This is a genomic window from Roseobacter denitrificans OCh 114, from assembly GCF_000014045.1.
Lineage (GTDB): Bacteria > Pseudomonadota > Alphaproteobacteria > Rhodobacterales > Rhodobacteraceae > Roseobacter > Roseobacter denitrificans.
In genome coordinates this window covers 3,251,907-3,269,302 of sequence record NC_008209.1, presented here as the reverse complement: position 1 = coordinate 3,269,302, position 17,396 = coordinate 3,251,907, and the positions used below count along the sequence as shown (strand labels likewise).

18 protein-coding genes are annotated in these 17,396 nt (G+C 58.6%); 11 read left to right on the top strand and 7 right to left on the bottom strand.

Annotated features, from left to right (window positions below; all coding sequences use genetic code 11):
- The first annotated feature begins 5 nt into the window (after window positions 1–5).
- A complete protein-coding gene (locus RD1_RS15615) occupies window positions 6–1,715 on the top strand; it encodes a tetratricopeptide repeat protein (RefSeq protein WP_011569510.1) in 1,710 nt (569 codons plus the stop codon).
- A 6-nt stretch (window positions 1,716–1,721) separates the two neighbouring features.
- Entirely contained in the window at window positions 1,722–2,621 is a 900-nt protein-coding gene (locus RD1_RS15610; protein WP_011569509.1) for a 4-(cytidine 5'-diphospho)-2-C-methyl-D-erythritol kinase, read from the top strand.
- Here the strand turns inward: RD1_RS15610 and RD1_RS15605 are convergent.
- The gene (locus RD1_RS15605) at window positions 2,614–3,615 is read right to left on the bottom strand and encodes a polyprenyl synthetase family protein (protein WP_011569508.1); all 1,002 of its coding nucleotides are present in this window, start codon (window positions 3,613–3,615) and stop codon (window positions 2,614–2,616) included. The two genes, RD1_RS15610 and RD1_RS15605, sit on opposite strands and share 8 nt — an antisense overlap.
- Window positions 3,616–3,671: 56 nt before the next feature.
- On the opposite strand from RD1_RS15605, the gene RD1_RS15600 reads away from it, so the two are divergent.
- The 3 genes from RD1_RS15600 to RD1_RS20725 all read left to right on the top strand — a co-directional run bounded on the left by RD1_RS15600 (window position 3,672) and on the right by RD1_RS20725 (window position 4,900).
- A complete protein-coding gene (locus RD1_RS15600) occupies window positions 3,672–3,887 on the top strand; it encodes a DUF2007 domain-containing protein (protein ID WP_011569507.1) in 216 nt (71 codons plus the stop codon).
- Window positions 3,884–4,624 (top strand): tRNA1(Val) (adenine(37)-N6)-methyltransferase, encoded by a 741-nt coding sequence (locus tag RD1_RS15595; RefSeq protein ID WP_011569506.1) that lies wholly within the window; start codon window positions 3,884–3,886, stop codon window positions 4,622–4,624. Before RD1_RS15600 ends, RD1_RS15595 begins: the two co-directional genes overlap by 4 nt.
- 111 nt (window positions 4,625–4,735) lie before the next feature.
- Window positions 4,736–4,900: a YdcH family protein gene (locus RD1_RS20725; protein WP_011569505.1), complete on the top strand. Its 165-nt coding sequence runs from the start codon at window positions 4,736–4,738 to the stop codon at window positions 4,898–4,900.
- A 55-nt stretch (window positions 4,901–4,955) separates the two neighbouring features.
- On the opposite strand, the gene RD1_RS15590 is transcribed toward RD1_RS20725, so the two are convergent.
- The 4 genes from RD1_RS15590 to RD1_RS15575 form a co-directional block, all read right to left on the bottom strand.
- Entirely contained in the window at window positions 4,956–5,888 is a 933-nt protein-coding gene (locus RD1_RS15590) for a transcriptional regulator GcvA (protein WP_011569504.1), read from the bottom strand.
- Between the two features lie 318 nt (window positions 5,889–6,206).
- Entirely contained in the window at window positions 6,207–6,929 is a 723-nt protein-coding gene (phbB, locus tag RD1_RS15585; protein WP_011569502.1) for an acetoacetyl-CoA reductase, read from the bottom strand.
- A gap of 111 nt (window positions 6,930–7,040) precedes the next feature.
- Entirely contained in the window at window positions 7,041–8,216 is a 1,176-nt protein-coding gene (locus RD1_RS15580; protein WP_044033197.1) for an acetyl-CoA C-acetyltransferase, read from the bottom strand.
- Between the two features lie 160 nt (window positions 8,217–8,376).
- Window positions 8,377–9,219 (bottom strand): EAL domain-containing protein, encoded by an 843-nt coding sequence (locus RD1_RS15575; RefSeq protein ID WP_044033196.1) that lies wholly within the window; start codon window positions 9,217–9,219, stop codon window positions 8,377–8,379.
- Window positions 9,220–9,348: 129 nt separating this feature from the next.
- Between RD1_RS15575 and RD1_RS15570 the strand changes: the two genes are divergently transcribed.
- Window positions 9,349–9,921 (top strand): DNA-3-methyladenine glycosylase I, encoded by a 573-nt coding sequence (locus RD1_RS15570; RefSeq protein WP_011569499.1) that lies wholly within the window; start codon window positions 9,349–9,351, stop codon window positions 9,919–9,921.
- A gap of 132 nt (window positions 9,922–10,053) precedes the next feature.
- A complete protein-coding gene (gene rpsD, locus RD1_RS15565; protein ID WP_011569498.1) occupies window positions 10,054–10,674 on the top strand; it encodes a 30S ribosomal protein S4 in 621 nt (206 codons plus the stop codon).
- A gap of 64 nt (window positions 10,675–10,738) precedes the next feature.
- On the opposite strand, the gene RD1_RS15560 is transcribed toward rpsD, so the two are convergent.
- Entirely contained in the window at window positions 10,739–12,706 is a 1,968-nt protein-coding gene (locus tag RD1_RS15560) for an acyltransferase family protein (RefSeq protein ID WP_011569497.1), read from the bottom strand.
- 286 nt (window positions 12,707–12,992) lie between these two features.
- On the opposite strand from RD1_RS15560, the gene hisC reads away from it, so the two are divergent.
- From hisC to RD1_RS15545, 3 genes are read left to right on the top strand one after another with little or no spacing between them, the layout of a single operon-like run.
- Window positions 12,993–14,072, top strand: a complete 1,080-nt coding sequence (gene hisC, locus RD1_RS15555) for a histidinol-phosphate transaminase (RefSeq protein WP_011569495.1) — start codon at window positions 12,993–12,995, stop codon at window positions 14,070–14,072.
- Entirely contained in the window at window positions 14,069–14,989 is a 921-nt protein-coding gene (locus tag RD1_RS15550; RefSeq protein WP_011569494.1) for a prephenate/arogenate dehydrogenase family protein, read from the top strand. Before hisC ends, RD1_RS15550 begins: the two co-directional genes overlap by 4 nt.
- Window positions 14,986–15,765 carry an extensin-like domain-containing protein gene (locus RD1_RS15545; RefSeq protein WP_011569493.1) on the top strand — a complete coding sequence of 260 codons (780 nt, stop codon included), beginning with the start codon at window positions 14,986–14,988 and terminating at the stop codon, window positions 15,763–15,765. The genes RD1_RS15550 and RD1_RS15545 overlap by 4 nt, the downstream gene beginning before the upstream one ends.
- Here RD1_RS15545 and RD1_RS15540 read toward each other — a convergent pair.
- Window positions 15,762–16,766, bottom strand: a complete 1,005-nt coding sequence (locus tag RD1_RS15540) for a DUF2125 domain-containing protein (RefSeq protein WP_050759093.1) — start codon at window positions 16,764–16,766, stop codon at window positions 15,762–15,764. The genes RD1_RS15545 and RD1_RS15540 overlap by 4 nt on opposite strands.
- Before the next feature lie 65 nt (window positions 16,767–16,831).
- On the opposite strand from RD1_RS15540, the gene RD1_RS15535 reads away from it, so the two are divergent.
- Window positions 16,832–17,362, top strand: coding sequence for a gamma-glutamylcyclotransferase (locus RD1_RS15535; protein WP_011569491.1), 531 nt, complete (start codon window positions 16,832–16,834; stop codon window positions 17,360–17,362).
- Window positions 17,363–17,396 lie beyond the last annotated feature (34 nt).

Sequence of the window (17,396 nt, the reverse complement as noted above, 5' to 3'; positions counted from 1 at the left end):
TTGTGATGCGCAAATTATTGACACCTCTGGCCGCCGTTGGCTTGTCTTTGATCCTTGCCGCACCGCTGGCCGCGCAATCCATCGCTGGTCCCTATCTCGCGGCGCGTTCGGCGGCGATCCAGAACGATTTCGAACAGGCCGCGTCCTATTACACGCGCGCACTGGCGCGCGATCCCGCGAACCTTTTCCTGATGGAAAGCGCGCTTGTGGCGCAGCTTGCCATGGGGCGGTTGGAACAGGCGCTGCCGATTGCCAAGACAATGCAGCGCGCAGGTCAGAGTGGTCAGGTCGCACAGCTGGTGTTGACCGCAGATCAGGTGATCAACGGCGATTATGATGCTTTGCTCAATGGGCAGGACGACAGGCAGTTGATCGGCCCCTTGGTCGATGGGCTGGTTGAGGCATGGGCGCTGATCGGAACGGGGGATGTGAGCGCGGCGCTCGACCGGTTTGACACGATTGCAGCGCAACAGGGGTTGCGGGCATTCGCGATGTTCCACAAGGCCATGGCCATGGCATCGGTCGGGGATTTCGAAGCGGCTGATGCGATTTTCTCGTCAGAAGCAAACGGCACGGTCTTGCAAACCCGTCGCGGCATCCTCGCCCGCGTCGAAATCCTGTCGCAGCTGGAGCGTGAGGATGAAGCACGCGCATTGCTGGAAACCACGTTTTCAGGAGCGACCGACCCCGAGATCGACGCGGTACTGGCAGCGCTGGAAGAGGATGAACCAATGCCCTTCAGCCACGTCAATTCCGTGCAGGACGGCTTTGCCGAGGTGTTCTTTACCGTAGCTGCTGCCTTGCGCAGTGAGACCGGTCCGGAATTCACCATCCTTTATGCTCAGACGGCCCGGATTTTGCGACCTGATCACGTCGATGCGATCCTTCTCACGGCCGAGCTTTTTGAAAGTCTTGAGCAATACGACGCGTCGATCGAGGTCCTGAAGGAGGTTCCGGCAAGCCACCCGGCCTATCACGCAGCCGAACTTGGCCGAGCGGCTGCGTTGCGGCGTTCAGGCAAGGAAGATGCGGCGATAGAAGTGCTCGAACAGTTGGCGCGCAGCCACGGTGATCTGGTCAGCGTGCAGTCCGCTCTGGGGGATGCCTTGCGCCAGAAGGATCGTTTTGACGAAGCCGTCGGGGCCTACAACAAGGCCATCGCTCTGGCGGAGGAGGTGAACGGCACCTCAAGCTGGTTCTTGCTCTATGCCCGCGCGATTTCTTATGAACGCCAAGGGCTTTGGGATCAGGCCGAGAAAGATTTCCGCGCCGCACTGGAGTTGAACCCCGGTCAACCTCAGGTGCTGAATTATCTTGGCTACTCGCTGGTCGAAAAACGGATCAAGCTGGACGAGGCCCTTGAGATGATCGAACGCGCGGTCGCGGCCAGCCCGAACAGCGGCTATATCATCGATTCTCTGGGCTGGGCCTTGTACCGTCTGGGCCGCTATGAAGAAGCCGTGCCACATATGGAACGCGCGGTGGAATTGATGGCCGTGGACCCGATCGTGAATGACCATCTGGGCGACGTGTATTGGGCAGTGGGGCGCTACCGCGAGGCGGAGTTCCAATGGTCGCGCGCCTTGTCCTTTATCGACGAGTCCCAAACGGTCGAGGACGTCGATCCGGAGCGGATCCGGCGCAAGCTTGAGGTCGGGCTGGACGTGGTGCTGGAAGAAGAGGGCGGCGCCCCGATCGAAGTTGTCGCCGACTAGGGGCTGATGTCCATGCCGGTGCCGCAGGTCGTCGAGGTCTTTGCCCCGGCAAAAATCAATCTCACCCTTCATGTCACGGGGCAGCGACCCGATGGCTACCACCTGCTTGATAGTCTGGTCGCCTTTGCGGATGTGGGGGATGTGCTGCGTCTTGAACCGGCTGACGTCTGGCAGATGAAAACTGTGGGACCCGAGGCGGAGGCGGTTCCGGATGGGGCGGAAAACCTTGTCCTGAAAGCCGCGGCGCTGCTTGATGGCGCGCCAAAAGCTGCCTTTACCCTGACGAAGAACCTGCCCGTGGCCTCTGGTATTGGGGGCGGGTCTGCTGACGCCGCTGCCGCCTTTCGCGGGCTGTGCGCCGCAACCCCGCATCATGACCCAAACAACATTGATACACAGCGGCGACTTCTGTCGCTTGGGGCTGATATTCCGATGTGTCTGCACTGCGTGACAGCCCGGATCACAGGAATCGGTGAAGAGATCACGCCGGTGGCGCAGTTTCCGGCCCTGCACGCTGTGCTCATCAACCCCCGCGTCGCCGTCTCAACGCCCGCCGTTTTCAAAGCGATGAAGCAGCGGAACAATCCGCCAATGCCCGATATCCCGCCGGAATCTTGTGACGTGAAAGACCTTGTGGAATGGCTGCGTGCGCAACGCAACGACATGCAAGAGGCCGCAACGACGCTGGAACCTGCCATCGCAACCGTTCAGGCCGCGCTTGAGGGGCACAGGGCGTGTCAGTTGGCGCGCATGTCCGGCTCAGGTGCGACCTGCTTTGGGCTGTTTCATACCGCGCAGGCAGCGCAGCAGGCTGCGCGCGATTTGTCCCGCGATTATCCGCAGTGGTGGATCAGGCCCACGCAGCTTGGATCACAGGCCGAACGCGCAGTACCCCGTCTCAGTTGATGCGTTCAACCACATAATCCGCCAGATCGACCAGCATGTCCTTGACCGGATGTGCGGGAAGGGGGGCGAGCGCTGCTTTGGCCCGCGCGGCTTGCGTGCGCGCGACAACGCTTGTGTCCGTGAGCGCTGCATGCTTGTGCAACAGGGCGATGGCGTGTTGCAAATCGCCCTCTTCCTGCTTGCCCTTTTCAATCGTGCGCACCCAAAAGGCGCGTTCTTCGGCATCCGCTTTGGCGACCGCTTTGATCAGTGGCATGGTCAGTTTGCGTTCGCGGAAATCATCCCCGATGTTTTTGCCGATTGCACCGGCATCGCCTTGAAAATCGAGCAGATCATCGACGATCTGAAAAGCAATTCCCAGCGCATCGCCATACTCGAAAAGGGCCGCAACGTGATCATCCGGCGCGCCAGCAATGACCCCGCCCACTTCGGTCGCGGCCGAAAACAACGCCGCAGTCTTGCCGCGCACGACCTGTAGATAGACCTCCTCTGTGGTGGCGAGATTCTGGCTGGCGGTAAGTTGCAAAACCTCGCCCTCCGCAATCGTCGCAGAGGCATTGGCGAGGATGTCCAGCACGCGCAGCGATCCGGTTTCGACCATTAATTGAAAACTGCGTGAAAACAGATAGTCCCCCACCAGCACAGAGGATTTATTGTCCCACAGCAGGTTCGCCGTGGGCCGCCCGCGCCGCTGGCCACTTTCATCCACCACGTCATCGTGCAAAAGGGTGGCGGTGTGGATAAACTCCACCGTTGCCGCAAGGTTGATGTGAAACGGGCCGTCATAGCCGCACAGATGCGCCGCAGCCAGCGTCAGCATGGGCCGCAGGCGTTTTCCCCCGGCTTCAACCAGATGCGCCGTCACTTCGGGAATCCGTGGGGCATGTTTTGACGCCATGCGCTCACGAATGAGCGTACTCACCGCCGCCATATCGCTTTCCAGATAGGCCGCCATACGGTCGTGTGGCTTCTGCGCGTTTTCGGTTTTTGACATTAAAATCCCGTCCGCAAGTCTCGACATTTCGGCCGGCTTGCCCTTACATCCCTGACATGAAAGAGCTTTTGCGCAGCACAGACCCGACCATCATCGCCTTCGCCACTGCCCTCTTACAGGGAGAGGATATAGACTGCTTTGAAATGGACGTAAACATGAGCATTCTCGAAGGTGGCATCGGGATTTTCCCGCGCCGGCTCATGGTGCGCACGGATGATCATTTCGCTGCGACGCGGGTTCTGACGGATAACGACATCCCTCTGGGATTATGAGCGAAAACCTCAGCAAAGATGCGTTTTTAGGCGGAAAACTGCATCTTTTGCAGCCCAAATCCGGATATCGTGCGGGCGTGGATCCGGTGTTGCTGGCGGCAACAGTCGATGCAAGGGCCGGAGATCGGGTGCTGGACCTCGGCTGTGGTGTGGGGGCTGCGGCGCTTTGTCTTGGGGCGCGGGTGCCGGGGCTTGTCCTGACCGGGGTCGAGCGTCAGCCGGTCTATGCCGACTTGGCACGGCGCAATGGCGGTGCCGCCTTTGAAGTTGTCACAGCGGATATTGCCGATCTGCCACTGCATATCCGGGAACGGCAGTTCGATCATGTTCTGGCCAATCCGCCCTATTACAAACGCAGTGACAGCCGCGCCGCACGGGATCTGACCCGCGAAGCCGCTCTGGGAGAAGAAACGCCTCTTGCGGACTGGATCAAGACCGCCGCCAAGAGACTGGCGCCAAAGGGACATGCGCATTTCATTCACCGTGTCGAACGGCTGCCCGAGATCCTGACCGAAATGGGCAAACGCCTTGGCTCCATCGAAGTGTTGCCCCTCTCGCCGCGCGCAGGCCGGATGCCGGAACTTGTGATCGTGCGGGGGCGCAAGAATGGGCGCGGTGCGTTTAAGTTGCACGCGCCACTGGTGCTGCACGAGGGTCAGCGGCATGAAAAGGACGGCGACAGTTACGTGCCTGTGGTCAAGGCTGTGTTGCGCGACGGCGCTGCACTGACATTCTAGGCAAAGTTAACCTGTCCTTAACACTTTCCAGTGGCATAATGCGGATGCGGCGTGACTTGACGCGAGCGATGTGCTCAAGTCGGAGCGTACTCGAACAAACAGGAGGACTGAATGAGCGTAACCGCACATGTTGAACAGCTGAAAAAGAAACACGAGAGCCTGAGCGAGGCTGTCGAAGCAGCCCAGCGTGCACCAGGTAGTGATGATCTTGCTGTCGCCGACCTCAAGAAACAAAAACTTCGCCTCAAAGAAGAAATCACCCGACTGTCAAACTAGACAGAAACAATGCGACGGGCACGCGGTTTGGCGACCGTGTTGCCCTGATCCGCCCTCAGGCGATTGGCACAATCTCCAAACCCTCCGTAATGTAAGCCGTTTTTGCAATTTCCGCGATCATCCATTCGCGGAACGCGCGCACTTGCGGCCTGTCTTCGGTGCCGCGTGTGCAGAGAAAGTGAAACCGCGCCCCCGTGTGCATGGCGCGCGGAAAGGGCAGCACAAGGCGACCTTCGTCAATGTCCTTTACCACCAAGGCGCGGCGCCCAAGCACCACACCAACACCCGCAAGTGCCGCGTCTATCGCATGATCCGCCTGACTGAATCGCGGACCGTGGTCGGGCCTGAATTCGACGCCCATCGTGCGGAACCATGCCGCCCAATCCGGGACAGGCTGCAGGAAACTGATCGAATCGTCAAAGATCAGCGGCGCTTTGGTCAGGCTTTCAGGGGTCGGGTATTTCTGCGCCAGGGCCGGTGTCATCACCGGTGCGACCCATTCCTTGGCCAGCGGCAGGGCCCACAGCGCCGGATCGACCCGCGGACCGAAACGGACGGCAACATCAACGGCGTCCCGCGCAAAGTCGACGATCTTCAGCGACGCAGAGAAGCGAAGTTCGATCTCCGGATGGGCTTGGGCAAATTCATAAAGGCGCGGCGCAAGCCATTTGGCCGTAAACGCAGGGCCCGCCGTGACCGTCAGGGTCTGTTCGTCCTGCAAACGCTGTGCGGCACGCCATGCTGCCAAGAGCGTTGCAAACCCGTCCGTCGCACCGGGGGCGAGCACTTGCCCGGCTTCGGTTAAGGCGACGGCCCGGTTAAGACGGCGAAACAAGGGCGCACCCAGATGTGCCTCAAGGGATTTGATCTGAAAGCTCAGTGCGGCAGGTGTCACGGATAGCTCATCCGCCGCTTTGGCAAATGACATATGTCGGGCGGCGGCATCAAAGGCACGCAGTGCAGTGAGGGGCGGGAGTCGATCGTTCATTTCGCATAAGTAATACTTAACTGAACCCAGCGAAAGTCTCGTTTGTGGCTTTGCTGCCAAAGTGTCATCTTTGTATCAGTTCAGAAACACTGAAGCTGAAAAGCAATACGGAGCAAGGCTATGATCGAGACACCAACAGACGAAAAGACCCGCGCAGCGATGGAACGCGCCCATCAGGAACGCAGCCAGGTCCTCGTTGAGGCATGGCGCTGGTTGTTCCCCTCCAAGGTTTCCCGCTGAACGGCTGCAGCGTTCTTACGGGATCAAAAAGGGCCGGTTCGCATGAACCGGCCCTTTGAACTTCCAAGATGTTATTGTTCAGACGAAGAACTGAGCGCCATTCGCGGAAATAGTCGACCCGTTGATGAAGCCCGCATCATCTGATGCAAGGAAGGCCACACAACGTGCGATCTCTTCGGGTTCGCCCAACCGGCCGGCCGGAATGCCCGCGATGATGCTGTCGCGTACTTTTTCAGGGATCGCCATGACCATTTCCGTGGCGATATAGCCGGGGCAGATCGCATTGGCGGTGATGCCTGCGCGTGCGCCTTCCTGTGCCAGTGACTTGACGATGCCCAGATCACCCGCTTTGGTGGCTGCATAGTTAACCTGCGCAAACTGACCCTTTTGACCGTTGATCGAACTGATCACGATCACACGGCCAAACTTGCGCTCGCGCATGCCGGGCCATACCGGATGTACGGTATTGAAAACCCCGGTGAGGTTCGTGTCGATGACTTCCTGCCACTGCTCGGGCGTCATCTTGTGGAAGGGCGCATCCCGCGTGATGCCCGCATTGGCCACAACCACGTCAATCGGGCCGAGGTCGGCCTCGACCTGCGCGATGCCATTTTTGCTCTCTTCGTAGCTGCCGACGTTCCATTTATAGGTTTTGATGCCGGTTTCGGCGGTAAATTTCGCGGCGGCTTCGTCATTGCCGGCATAGGTTGCTGCGACGGCGTATCCTGCATCTTTCAATGCGTTTGAAATTGCGGAACCGATTCCTCGGCTTCCTCCGGTGACAAGTGCAACACGGGACATATTCAGTCTCCTCAAGTGATCTGGAATCTTTGTTCAGGTTGGGCGTGCTGAGCCTGAAGCCCAGCACGGTGGTGTATCATGCGGCGCCCCAGGGCGCCGCTTCGGTCTGGGTTAGTCGCGCTCGAGGCACATGGCAACGCCCATGCCGCCGCCGATGCACAGTGTCGCGAGACCTTTCTTGGCGTCGCGGCGTTTCATTTCGAACAGCAGCGTGTTGAGAATGCGCGCGCCGGATGCACCGATAGGGTGGCCGATCGCAATGGCACCGCCGTTGACGTTTACCACAGCAGGGTCCCAACCCATGTCCTTGTTGACCGCACAGGCCTGCGCGGCAAAGGCTTCGTTGGCTTCGACCAGGTCGAGGTCTTCTGGCTTCCAGCCAGCCTTCTCCAGCGCTTTGCGGCTGGCAAAGATCGGTCCTGCACCCATGATCGAAGGATCAAGGCCCACGGTCGCATAGCTTGCAATGCGCGCCAGCGGTTCGATGCCGCGTTTTTCGGCCTCATCCACCGACATCAGCAGCGCCCCGGCAGCGCCGTCGTTCAGACCCGAGGCATTCGCCGCAGTCACCGACCCGTCCTTTGTGAAGGCAGGGCGCAGCTTTTGCATGGCTTCGATGGTGGCGCCATGGCGGATGTACTCATCTTTATCGACGACGATATCGCCTTTGCGCGTGCTGATGGTATAGGCGAAAACCTCGTCATCAAACTTACCGGCCTTTTGAGCGGCCTCCGCCTTGTTTTGGGAGGCAACCGCGAATTCATCCTGTTGCTCACGGCTGATCTGCCATTTTTCAGCGACGTTTTCGGCGGTTTGACCCATGTGGTAGCCGTTAAACGCATCCCACAGCCCGTCGCGAATCATGGTGTCGATGTATTTCATGTCGCCCATCTTGTGACCTGCGCGCAGCGGGGCTGCATGGGGGGAAAGTGTCATGTTTTCCTGACCACCCGCAGCCACAATCGAAGCATCGCCCAATTGGATGTGCTGAGCGGCGAGGGCAACGGTGCGCAACCCGGATCCGCACACCTGGTTGATGGTCCAGGCAGAGCTTTCCTGTGGCAGGCCCGCATTGATATGCGCTTGGCGCGCCGGGTTCTGCCCCTGCGCGGCTGTCAGCACCTGGCCGAGGATCGTTTCGGACACTTCCGAAGGGTCAACGCCCGCGCGTGCCACGATTTCCTTGAGCATTGCTGCCCCAAGATCATGGGCCGGAGTGTTTGCGAATGACCCACCAAAGCTGCCGACGGCAGTTCTTGCGGCGGAGGCGATTACGACGTTCGTCATGGTTTTTTGGTCCTTTGCCAGTTCTCGAAAAGACCAGACGTGCAAAACCGCAACGACCTAGCCCTTTCTGCGATGTGGGCAACTGTTAACGTAACATTAAGAACCGGGCAACATCTCAAAGCTGTGACACAGCACCGCAAACATGAAAGAAGTTGAATCGTTAAACGGCCTGACTGAGGTGTGTGTCGCGCAGCCAAGCGGGGCGGGTCGTGGCGGCCGCAAAATGATACCCTTGCAGGCAGTCGACCCCGAGGCTAACGAGTTTTTGCGCATCCGCTTCGCATTCCACGAATTCCGCAACCGTCAGCATGTCGAAGTGTTTGGCGATAGACACCAGAGCGGCGGTCATCGCCTGATTGTCGGGATCGTCCGCGATGCCCTTGATGAACTGCCCGTCAATCTTGATCACGTCAAAACAGAACTCCTTGAAGTACCGCAGAGCGGTGTAACCTGCGCCAAAGTCATCCATGGCAAAGCAGATACCCCTCAGTTGAAGGCGGTCCATGAAGTCCACGACCAGTTCAGGCGCGACCAGGGCGCTGCTTTCTGTGATCTCAAGAATCAACCGCTCTCCGATCAGTTCATTCCGCGTGAGCCATTCGTCGAGCATGCGATTCCACGGCGCATACCCAATGGAGCGTGCTGACATGTTGATTGACAAGCGTAACTCCGGGTTTTCGTGCAAGGCGCGCAGACCCTCATCCAGGGCCAGCGTGTCCAACTGCCGCCCAAGTTCGATGTTTTCGATCGCATCCATGAACGCGCCTGCGGGAATAATGCGGCCTGTTTCGTCAAGAACGCGGATCAAGCCCTCGTAAAAGGCAACTTTGTTTTGATCCCGTGCCTGCATGATCGGCTGATAGGCCAGCAACACCTGCTTGTTTTTGACCGCTGTCGCCACCATATCGATGGTCTTCTGGTCCCGTGCTGTAAGAGCGAAGTTCAAAGGGTTGTCACTCTGCGGAGCGACGTCGGCCACGACGCGTTGGATTGAAGCAGGCATGATGTTCCTAACGTTCTTGGTTTGTGCCATAATGTCACCACAGATGTTAAAACTCGGTGAACATTCTTATTTTGTTCCAATTTTATATGTGGTTTAAAGAAGCTGAAAACACTGAAAAGAAAAGATAATATGGCACTGCGCTGCGACTGGGCCGGACCCGAACAGATATATCTGGATTACCATGATACCGATTGGGGGGTTCCTGAGTACGACAGTCGCGCCCTGTGGGAGAAACTGATTCTCGATGGGTTTCAGGCGGGGCTGAGCTGGATCACCATTCTCAAGAAGCGCGAAAACTTCAGGGCGGCGTTTGCCGGTTTTGATCCTGATGTGATCGCGCAATGGGGAGAGGTGGAGGTCGCGCGTCTTCTGACGGATACCGGCATCATTCGACACCGGGGCAAGATCGAAGCGACGATTTCAAACGCGCGCGCCTGGCAGGAAATACAATCGCGCGAAGGCTTTGATACCTTTTTGTGGAAATACGTTGATGGCAAGCCGCTGCAGAACGCGTGGCAGACACAAGCAGAGGTGCCGACGCAAACGCCATTGTCGGTGCAGATTTCCAAGGACCTCAAGGCGAAGGGGTTCAAGTTCTGCGGCCCCACGATCGTCTATGCCTTCATGGAGGCGGTGGGAATGGTGAACGACCACCTTGTTACCTGTCACCGGTATGAGGATGTCGCCAAGATGGGGCGTTGACACGCGCGCAAAGGCACGTATAAGCGCGGCTTCATTGGTGTTGGTGGCCCCCGCAAGGGGTGACCTGTCGGGCGCAAGCCAGAGGACAACGCCCTTCATCGCCCGAAAGGGCCCTCAAGAAGGAGATCAGCCGTGACCAAACGCACGTCTGCCAAACATAAAATTGACCGCCGCATGGGCGAAAACATCTGGGGCCGTCCGAAATCCCCGGTGAACCGCCGCGAATATGGCCCCGGCCAGCATGGTCAGCGCCGCAAGGGCAAGATTTCCGATTTCGGCATCCAGCTGCGCGCCAAGCAAAAACTCAAAGGGTACTACGGCGACCTGACTGAAAAGCAGTTCCGCCGCATCTATGCCGAAGCAGAGCGTGTAAAAGGCGACACGGGTGAAAACCTGATCGGCCTGCTCGAGCGTCGTCTGGACGCCGTTGTCTACCGTGCAAAATTCGTCGCAACTGTCTTTGCGGCCCGCCAATTCGTGAATCACAAGCATGTGCGTGTGAACGGCAAGATCGTGAATATCCCTTCCTACCGCGTCAAAGAAGGCGACGTGATCGAGGTGCGGGACCGCTCCAAACAGATGGTCGCGCTGATCGAAGCGACACAACTGGCCGAGCGTGACGTACCTGACTACATCGAAGCGGATCATTCCAAGATGCAAGCGACCTTCGTGCGCACCCCGGCGTTGGGCGATGTGCCTTACCCGGTGATGATGGAACCGAACCTCGTGGTCGAATTTTACGCCAAGAACTAAGGCTTTTCGAAGCGATCAACGAGTGGCCGCGCTGGCAAACCCGGCGCGGCCATTCTTTTTGCGCTCACATCTTTTGACGGTTCAGCAATTCGCCAAGAATGCTGTGCTCTTGGCGCATTGCACGCAGGACCTCGTCAGCGCCTTTCGTTGTCCAATGGCCGTAATCTACGATCAGCGGCCCGCCATCCGCGCTCAGGAAAGTACATGTGGCCGCGCAAATCACATCGTAACTTGAGATATAGGTCACGGGCGAGTTGCTGAACTCAGCCTTGAGCGCGGTATCAAGCGCCAAAAATGCACTCATATCAAGCGAGGCGTATCGGGCTTTTAGATGCTCAATCGATTGAACCATGCCAAGTGCAATCCCGAGGGCGGGATGAAATTCGGGTCGCGGACCCCAATAAATCACAGACGTGCCTGTATTCTGGATGGCTTCCAGGCTGCTTCGTACGTTTTCAATTGCGTCGGGCGCCACCTTTAAGGTCGTCAGGTTTTCTTCTGGTGCACCGTGAAGCAAGCTTTTGGCACGCTGGGAATATACCACCACTTCAATGTTTTCCGCATGATCCATGATCCATTTCGATGCGATCTCTGCAAAATCCGCGCACTTCCTTGAGGTCTTCCTGAGGCCGCCATAGGAACATCCGGCAGCCGTAATCTGCATGACATTCCGGTCGGGCAAGCTGCGGGACAGGGCCGACCATATGCCCGCTGCGTGGCTGTCTCCGTAAACCACGATCAGATTGTCAAGCGCTTCGGGTGCGCAGGCGTCCAGCGCAACCTCGTATTCCTGACGGCTCATGTCTGTAAAATGACAGGTCGCCTGTCGAATGGCTTTCCTGCGCGCTTTTTTTTCGACACGAAGCGTTTCGTCAAAAGCGATCATTTCTGCAGGCAACCTGTCCTGTAGCCCGTCCTTCCGGTCGACAAAGACTGCCGCGCTCACGAGAGTGACGCTCGCCGCCATGAGACTAAAGGCCACTGCGCGGTTTCCAACCCGGTAAGTTGCCGGCATGGCGACTTGGCGTGTTTTCCGAAAGGGCTGCTCGACCGCGAAATACATCAAGCTGGCCAGCACTAGGACGAAGGCAATCAAGCCGACAACCTCAGCAGGGTTTTCAGGCATCTGGTACAGATACGCGTAATAAACAACCACGGGCCAGTGGACCAGATACAGCGAATAACTGATCCGGCCGATGTAAACCAAAGGTGCGAGCGTCAACCGCTTGTTCATCCAGCCCGCCGGACCGGCCCAGATGACAAGTGCTGCGCCGATGCAAGGCACAAGGGCTGCAATTCCGGGAAAGCGCGTCTCTTTCGTATAAAGAAATGCAGATGCAAGGATTGCGATGAGACCTGTGACGGATGCTGCGGATCGCATCGAAGATGCGCCTGCGTTGCGCACCGGGAAGAGAGCGAGGCCTGCACCGAAGGCAAATTCGAATATGCGAAACGGGGCGAGAAAAAACACGGTTTCCGGCGCGGTGTCGAGCATCATTTCCGAGGCGATCAGGCTGGCGACAGACAACACCAGCAAGAGCGCCCCCAGCGCTTTACGCCCAAAGTGTGCAACGAGCAGGAGCAGGACAGGCCAACCCACATAGAACTGCTCTTCAACTCCAAGGGACCAGGTGTGCAAAAGGGGCTTATAAATGGCATCGGCGTCAAAATAGCCAGCTTCTGACCAGAATAGAATGTTTGATACCGACAGCAGCGCTGCAAGGGAGGATTCTGCCAATGCCTCCAAGAGAGTGGGCGGCAGAATTAAAATGCCGACCAGCAGCGTCGCGAGCAACGTCACAAGCAGCGCGGGCCCCAGCCTGCGAATGCGTTTCATGTAAAACGCTTTGAACGAAAACCTGCCTGCGTCGATATCATTCAGCACCAGCGACGTGATCAGATACCCGCTGATCACAAAGAACACATCAACACCGACGAACCCCCCGGAGAGCGAGGTAACGCCCAGGTGGAACAGAACGATGGGCAAAACGGCGATGGCGCGAAGACCATCAATATCGGCGCGATACTGCATAACGTGCAACTCTCACTTAATCGGGCGGGATTTCAACTGCCGGTGCCACGCGCGCCGCCGATAAAGTTGAAAAGCGTGATGAAAAAACAATCAAGCAGCGATAGTCGATCCCAGCCCGTCTGGATGTGCTGTTTTCCACAGATCATCGCCCGTTGGGGGAAAATTGTCTGATGTTGTGAATTCAGGATGTTGCATCCCCTGGCTGCATTTGCGAAGCCCTTTTGCAGTTGCTATCTGCCCCGCACGCGCGCCATCTGTCGGCGTGAGACAAGAGGATCGAACAAAGATGAGGATTACCGCTCAGCCAGGTATTATGGATATTGCGCTGTATCAGGGCGGGGCATCCCAGATTGACGGGCAGGCAGAGCCGCTGAAGCTCAGCTCAAACGAAAACCCATCCGGCTGCAGTCCGGCAGCCAGTGCGAAAGTCGCTGAAACAGCGCTTGATCTGCACCGCTACCCCTCAACGGATCACAGCGCACTGCGGATGGCCATCGGGCAGGTGCATGGACTTGATGCGGGGCGCATCATTTGCGGTGTCGGATCTGACGAGTTGCTGACCTTGCTCGCGATGGCTTTCGCGGGGCCGGGTGATGAGGTGCTTTACACCGAGCACGGGTTCTCCATGTACCGCATTTTTGCACTGTCTGCCGGCGCGACACCGGTTGTGGCGCCCGAAAAAGACAGAACGGTGGACATCGACGCGATCATCGACCGGCTGACCCCGGCCACGCGTCTGGTCTACATTGCCAACCCGGCCAATCCGACGGGGACGGCGATTGGACTGGAGGCGTTAAGACGCCTTGCGCAATCGGTGCCGCCCACAAGTCTTTTGGTGCTGGATGGCGCCTATGCCGAGTTTTTCGAGGGTTATGATGGGGGCGCATCTCTTGTCGATGAATTTGACAACGTGGTGATGACCCGCACGTTTTCAAAGCTCTATGGCCTTGGCGGTCTGCGTGTCGGCTGGGCCTATGCCACGCAAGAGGTCATCGACGTGCTCAACCGTGTGCGCGGCCCGTTCAACCTGTCTTCGGTCGCGCTGGCAGGGGCCGAGGCTGCGGTGAACGACCGTGCCTTTGTTGAAACATGCCTGCAGGAAAACGCGGCACAGCGGGTGCGGCTCATGGGCGGGTTGAACCAGCTTGGCATCGCTTGTGACCCAAGTCATGCCAACTTTGTGCTTGCGCGGTTTGCGGACGAGGCCGAAGCATTGGCAGCGGATGCGCATCTGAAAAGCGAAGGCATTCTGGTGCGCATCGTGAAAGGCTACGGATTTCCCGAAGCGTTGCGTATCACCGTGGGTCGGGCAGATGATGTGACGCGTGTGCTTGATGCCTTGGCGCGTTTTAAGGGGGTTTCATGAGTGTGATTTACGACCGTGTGGCCCTGATCGGGCTGGGTCTGATTGCGTCGTCCATGTTCTGGGCGATGAAACGCAAGGGGCTCGCGGGCGAAGTGACGGGCTATGCGCGATCCGATGCGACCCGTGAGACGGCACGACGTATTGGCCTGTGTGATCACGTCTATGACAGCGCGGCTGAGGCCGTGGCGGGTGCCGATCTTGTGGTGCTCTGCGTGCCGGTCGGGGTGATGGGGCAGGTCGCTGCTGATATTGCGCCCCATCTGAAACCGGGGGCGACTGTGACGGATGTGGGATCGGTCAAACGCGACGTGATCGACAGTGTCGGGCCGCATCTGCCTGAAAACGTCCATTTCATCCCCGGGCACCCGCTGGCGGGTACCGAACACTCTGGTCCGGAATCCGGTTTTGCCGAATTGTTCGATCAACGCTGGTGTCTGCTGGTGCCGGTTGAGGGGTCAGACCGCGCGGCCGTCGACCGGTTGCGCCAACTGTGGGAAGGCATCGGCAGCAACGTGCAGGAGATGGAGGCAGACCATCACGACCTTGTCCTTGCCGTCACCAGCCATGCGCCACACCTGATCGCCTACACAATGGTGGGTGTGGCCGATGACCTCAGCCGCGTGACTGACCGGGAGGTGATCACCTATTCCGCTGCCGGCTTCCGGGACTTTACCCGCATCGCGGCGAGCGATCCGACCATGTGGCGCGATGTTTTCCTGTCCAACAAGGACGCCACGCTGGAAATACTCGGACGGTTCACCGAAGAGCTGTTCGCGCTGCAACGCGCGATCCGCACCGGCGATGGTGATCATCTGCACGATTACTTTACGCGCACGCGGGCCATCCGGCGCGGTATCATCGAAGCGGGCCAGGACACGGATGCGCCGGACTTCGGCCGCAAGAAATCCGGTCCATGAGATCGTTGATCCTTGCATTTGTGGTGTCGGCAGGGGGCGCGATTGCAGCGCCAGATACGTCTTTGCGCCCTGTTCACCGCGATGGCGCGGGGCTGAAACTGGAACAATCGGGATCCATCGCGCCGCGACCCAGAGATGCGGCGGGTCAAGCGGCTGTCGAGGGCGGGCGCGGGCTTGCCCAGTCTCTCCGACCAGAACTGCGACCGCGCAAGTTCCGCCGCATTGCCCGCGCGCAGGAACGGCTGCGCAAGAAAGGCGCGGTCTGCGGGGATGTCGACATTCAGGGCGTGGTTGTGGGCCGTGTGCCCGGTTCAAAAAGAGGTTGTGGCGTTACTGATGCGGTGCGTATCCGCGCGGTCTCCGGCATCGGGTTGAGCCAACATTCCGTGATGGATTGTGGTACGGCCAAGGCATTGAAAACATGGATTGATGAGACGGCCAAACCTGCTTTTTCGCGCAAAGGGGGCGGGTTGAAGAACATCCGCGTGGCGGCGCATTACGCCTGCCGCACGCGCAATAACCGACCGGGTGGGCGCATTTCCGAACATGGCAAAGGGCGCGCCATCGATATTTCAGGTTTGCAGATGCGCGATGGCACATTGATCACGGTGCGCAGCGGGTGGAATGATCCGGCCACATCGAAAGCGATGCGTCGTTTGCATAAAGGCGCATGTGGGCCATTCGGCACGGTGCTCGGGCCGGAATCAGATCGGTTTCACCGGGATCACTTTCACTTTGACACAGCCCGCTACCGCAGTGGCCCCTACTGCCGTTAACGCAGGATGAGCAGGGGGGCTTGCCCCAACGGTATAAAGCCGAGAAAGACCGTACCGTCGCGCAACGACAGGGTGACATCTATTGAATTCGGATTGCCGCTGCCGCGCGCGAGCGCTTGCAGAATGTTCTCTGCCTGTGGCTTGAGGGCGGGGGGCAAAACACCGGCGGTTTCGGCCAGAACCAGCATGTCCTGCCAGTTCTTTGCCTGCAAGGAAACCTCACCGGTCATGGCGCCTGTGGCGCTGACATCCAGATCTGCAGCCCCGCGCAACAACAACGTGCCCCATGCGGCCTGAGCCAGCGACAGATCAATTCTGCGCGGCTGCGGTCGTTGTGTTTCAAGTGTGCTGCGGTCAAACGGGCGATCGAAGGTGATGGTCATGTCCATCGTCAGGCTGTCAAAGGCGATCGGCCAATCCGTTGGGATTCGCAGTGCAGCGCGCGGCACGCTGCCTGGTTGAAAGGCGGGCGCATCCAGCGTCACGGCATACCGGTTTGCGTTTTCGACGTCCTGCCGCATGCCAACAGACAGCCCTTGCGCGGACATCAGGCTGCCGTCCGGCGTGTCAAGACGCCACGGGCCGGACGTCAGCGCCAGTTCTTCCACTTCCAGTGTAGCACCCGGATGCAGGCGCAGATTGGCGACCGCCGTATCGGCTGTTAAGGTGCTGCGACCGGATGGGCTGGCAAACAGCATCTCGTCTTGCGGGAAAAACAACGACACATAGCCCGGCCAATAGGTCGGCGCGCTGATCATGACCGAGGAGGTCTCAAAGGCGACGCCGGTTTCGGGATCTGCCAGCATGGGCCGCGCCAGTGTTACATCCAGTTTCAAAGGGAACCCGGAAAGCGCTGTGTCCGCTATTTCGGCCTGCCAGCCATCGCTGCGCCGGTCCTCGAACCAGCGCGTCAGGCCCGACTGCAAGCCAGAGGCGGCAAAAAACCACCATCCGCTCCATAACACGGCAAAGATAAACCCCAACCAAACCAGACGCCGCATCGTATACCTCTTTAATCTCCTGCCGTTTTGGGGTTTACGCAAAGCAGGCAAGGAGAACCAGTGCAATGACGATGTGGGTATTTGGCTATGGCAGTCTGCTGTGGAACCCGGGTTTTGAGGTGGCCGAACAGGTTATCGCGACCTTGCCCGGCTATGCGCGCTCTTTTTGTATGCGGTCCATTCACCATCGAGGCTCGGAAACGCACCCCGGTCTTGTCTTGGCGCTGGACGAAGAGCCGTCTCACGCTTGCGAGGGCGTGGCGCTCGCGGTCAAAGCGGGCACAGAAGCTGAGACGCTGGCCTATCTGCGCGAGCGTGAGCTGATTTCCTCGGCCTACCTCGAACGTGAGCTTGATGTTGATCTGGTTGATGGCCGCCGGGTGACAGCGCTGGCCTATGTGATCAATCCGGACCATGTGCAATACTGCGGCGGCTTGCCTCTTGAGGAACAGGCGCAGATCATTTCCACAGCGGTCGGTGGGATGGGGCCGAACACGGAATATCTTTATAACACCGCACAACACCTGACCGAGATCGGGCTGCATGACCCCGACCTTGAGTGGCTCAGCCAGCGGGTTCGTGCGCTGACCTCATAAATCCTTGGCACTTCCTTTACGTTTCTGTGTAAAC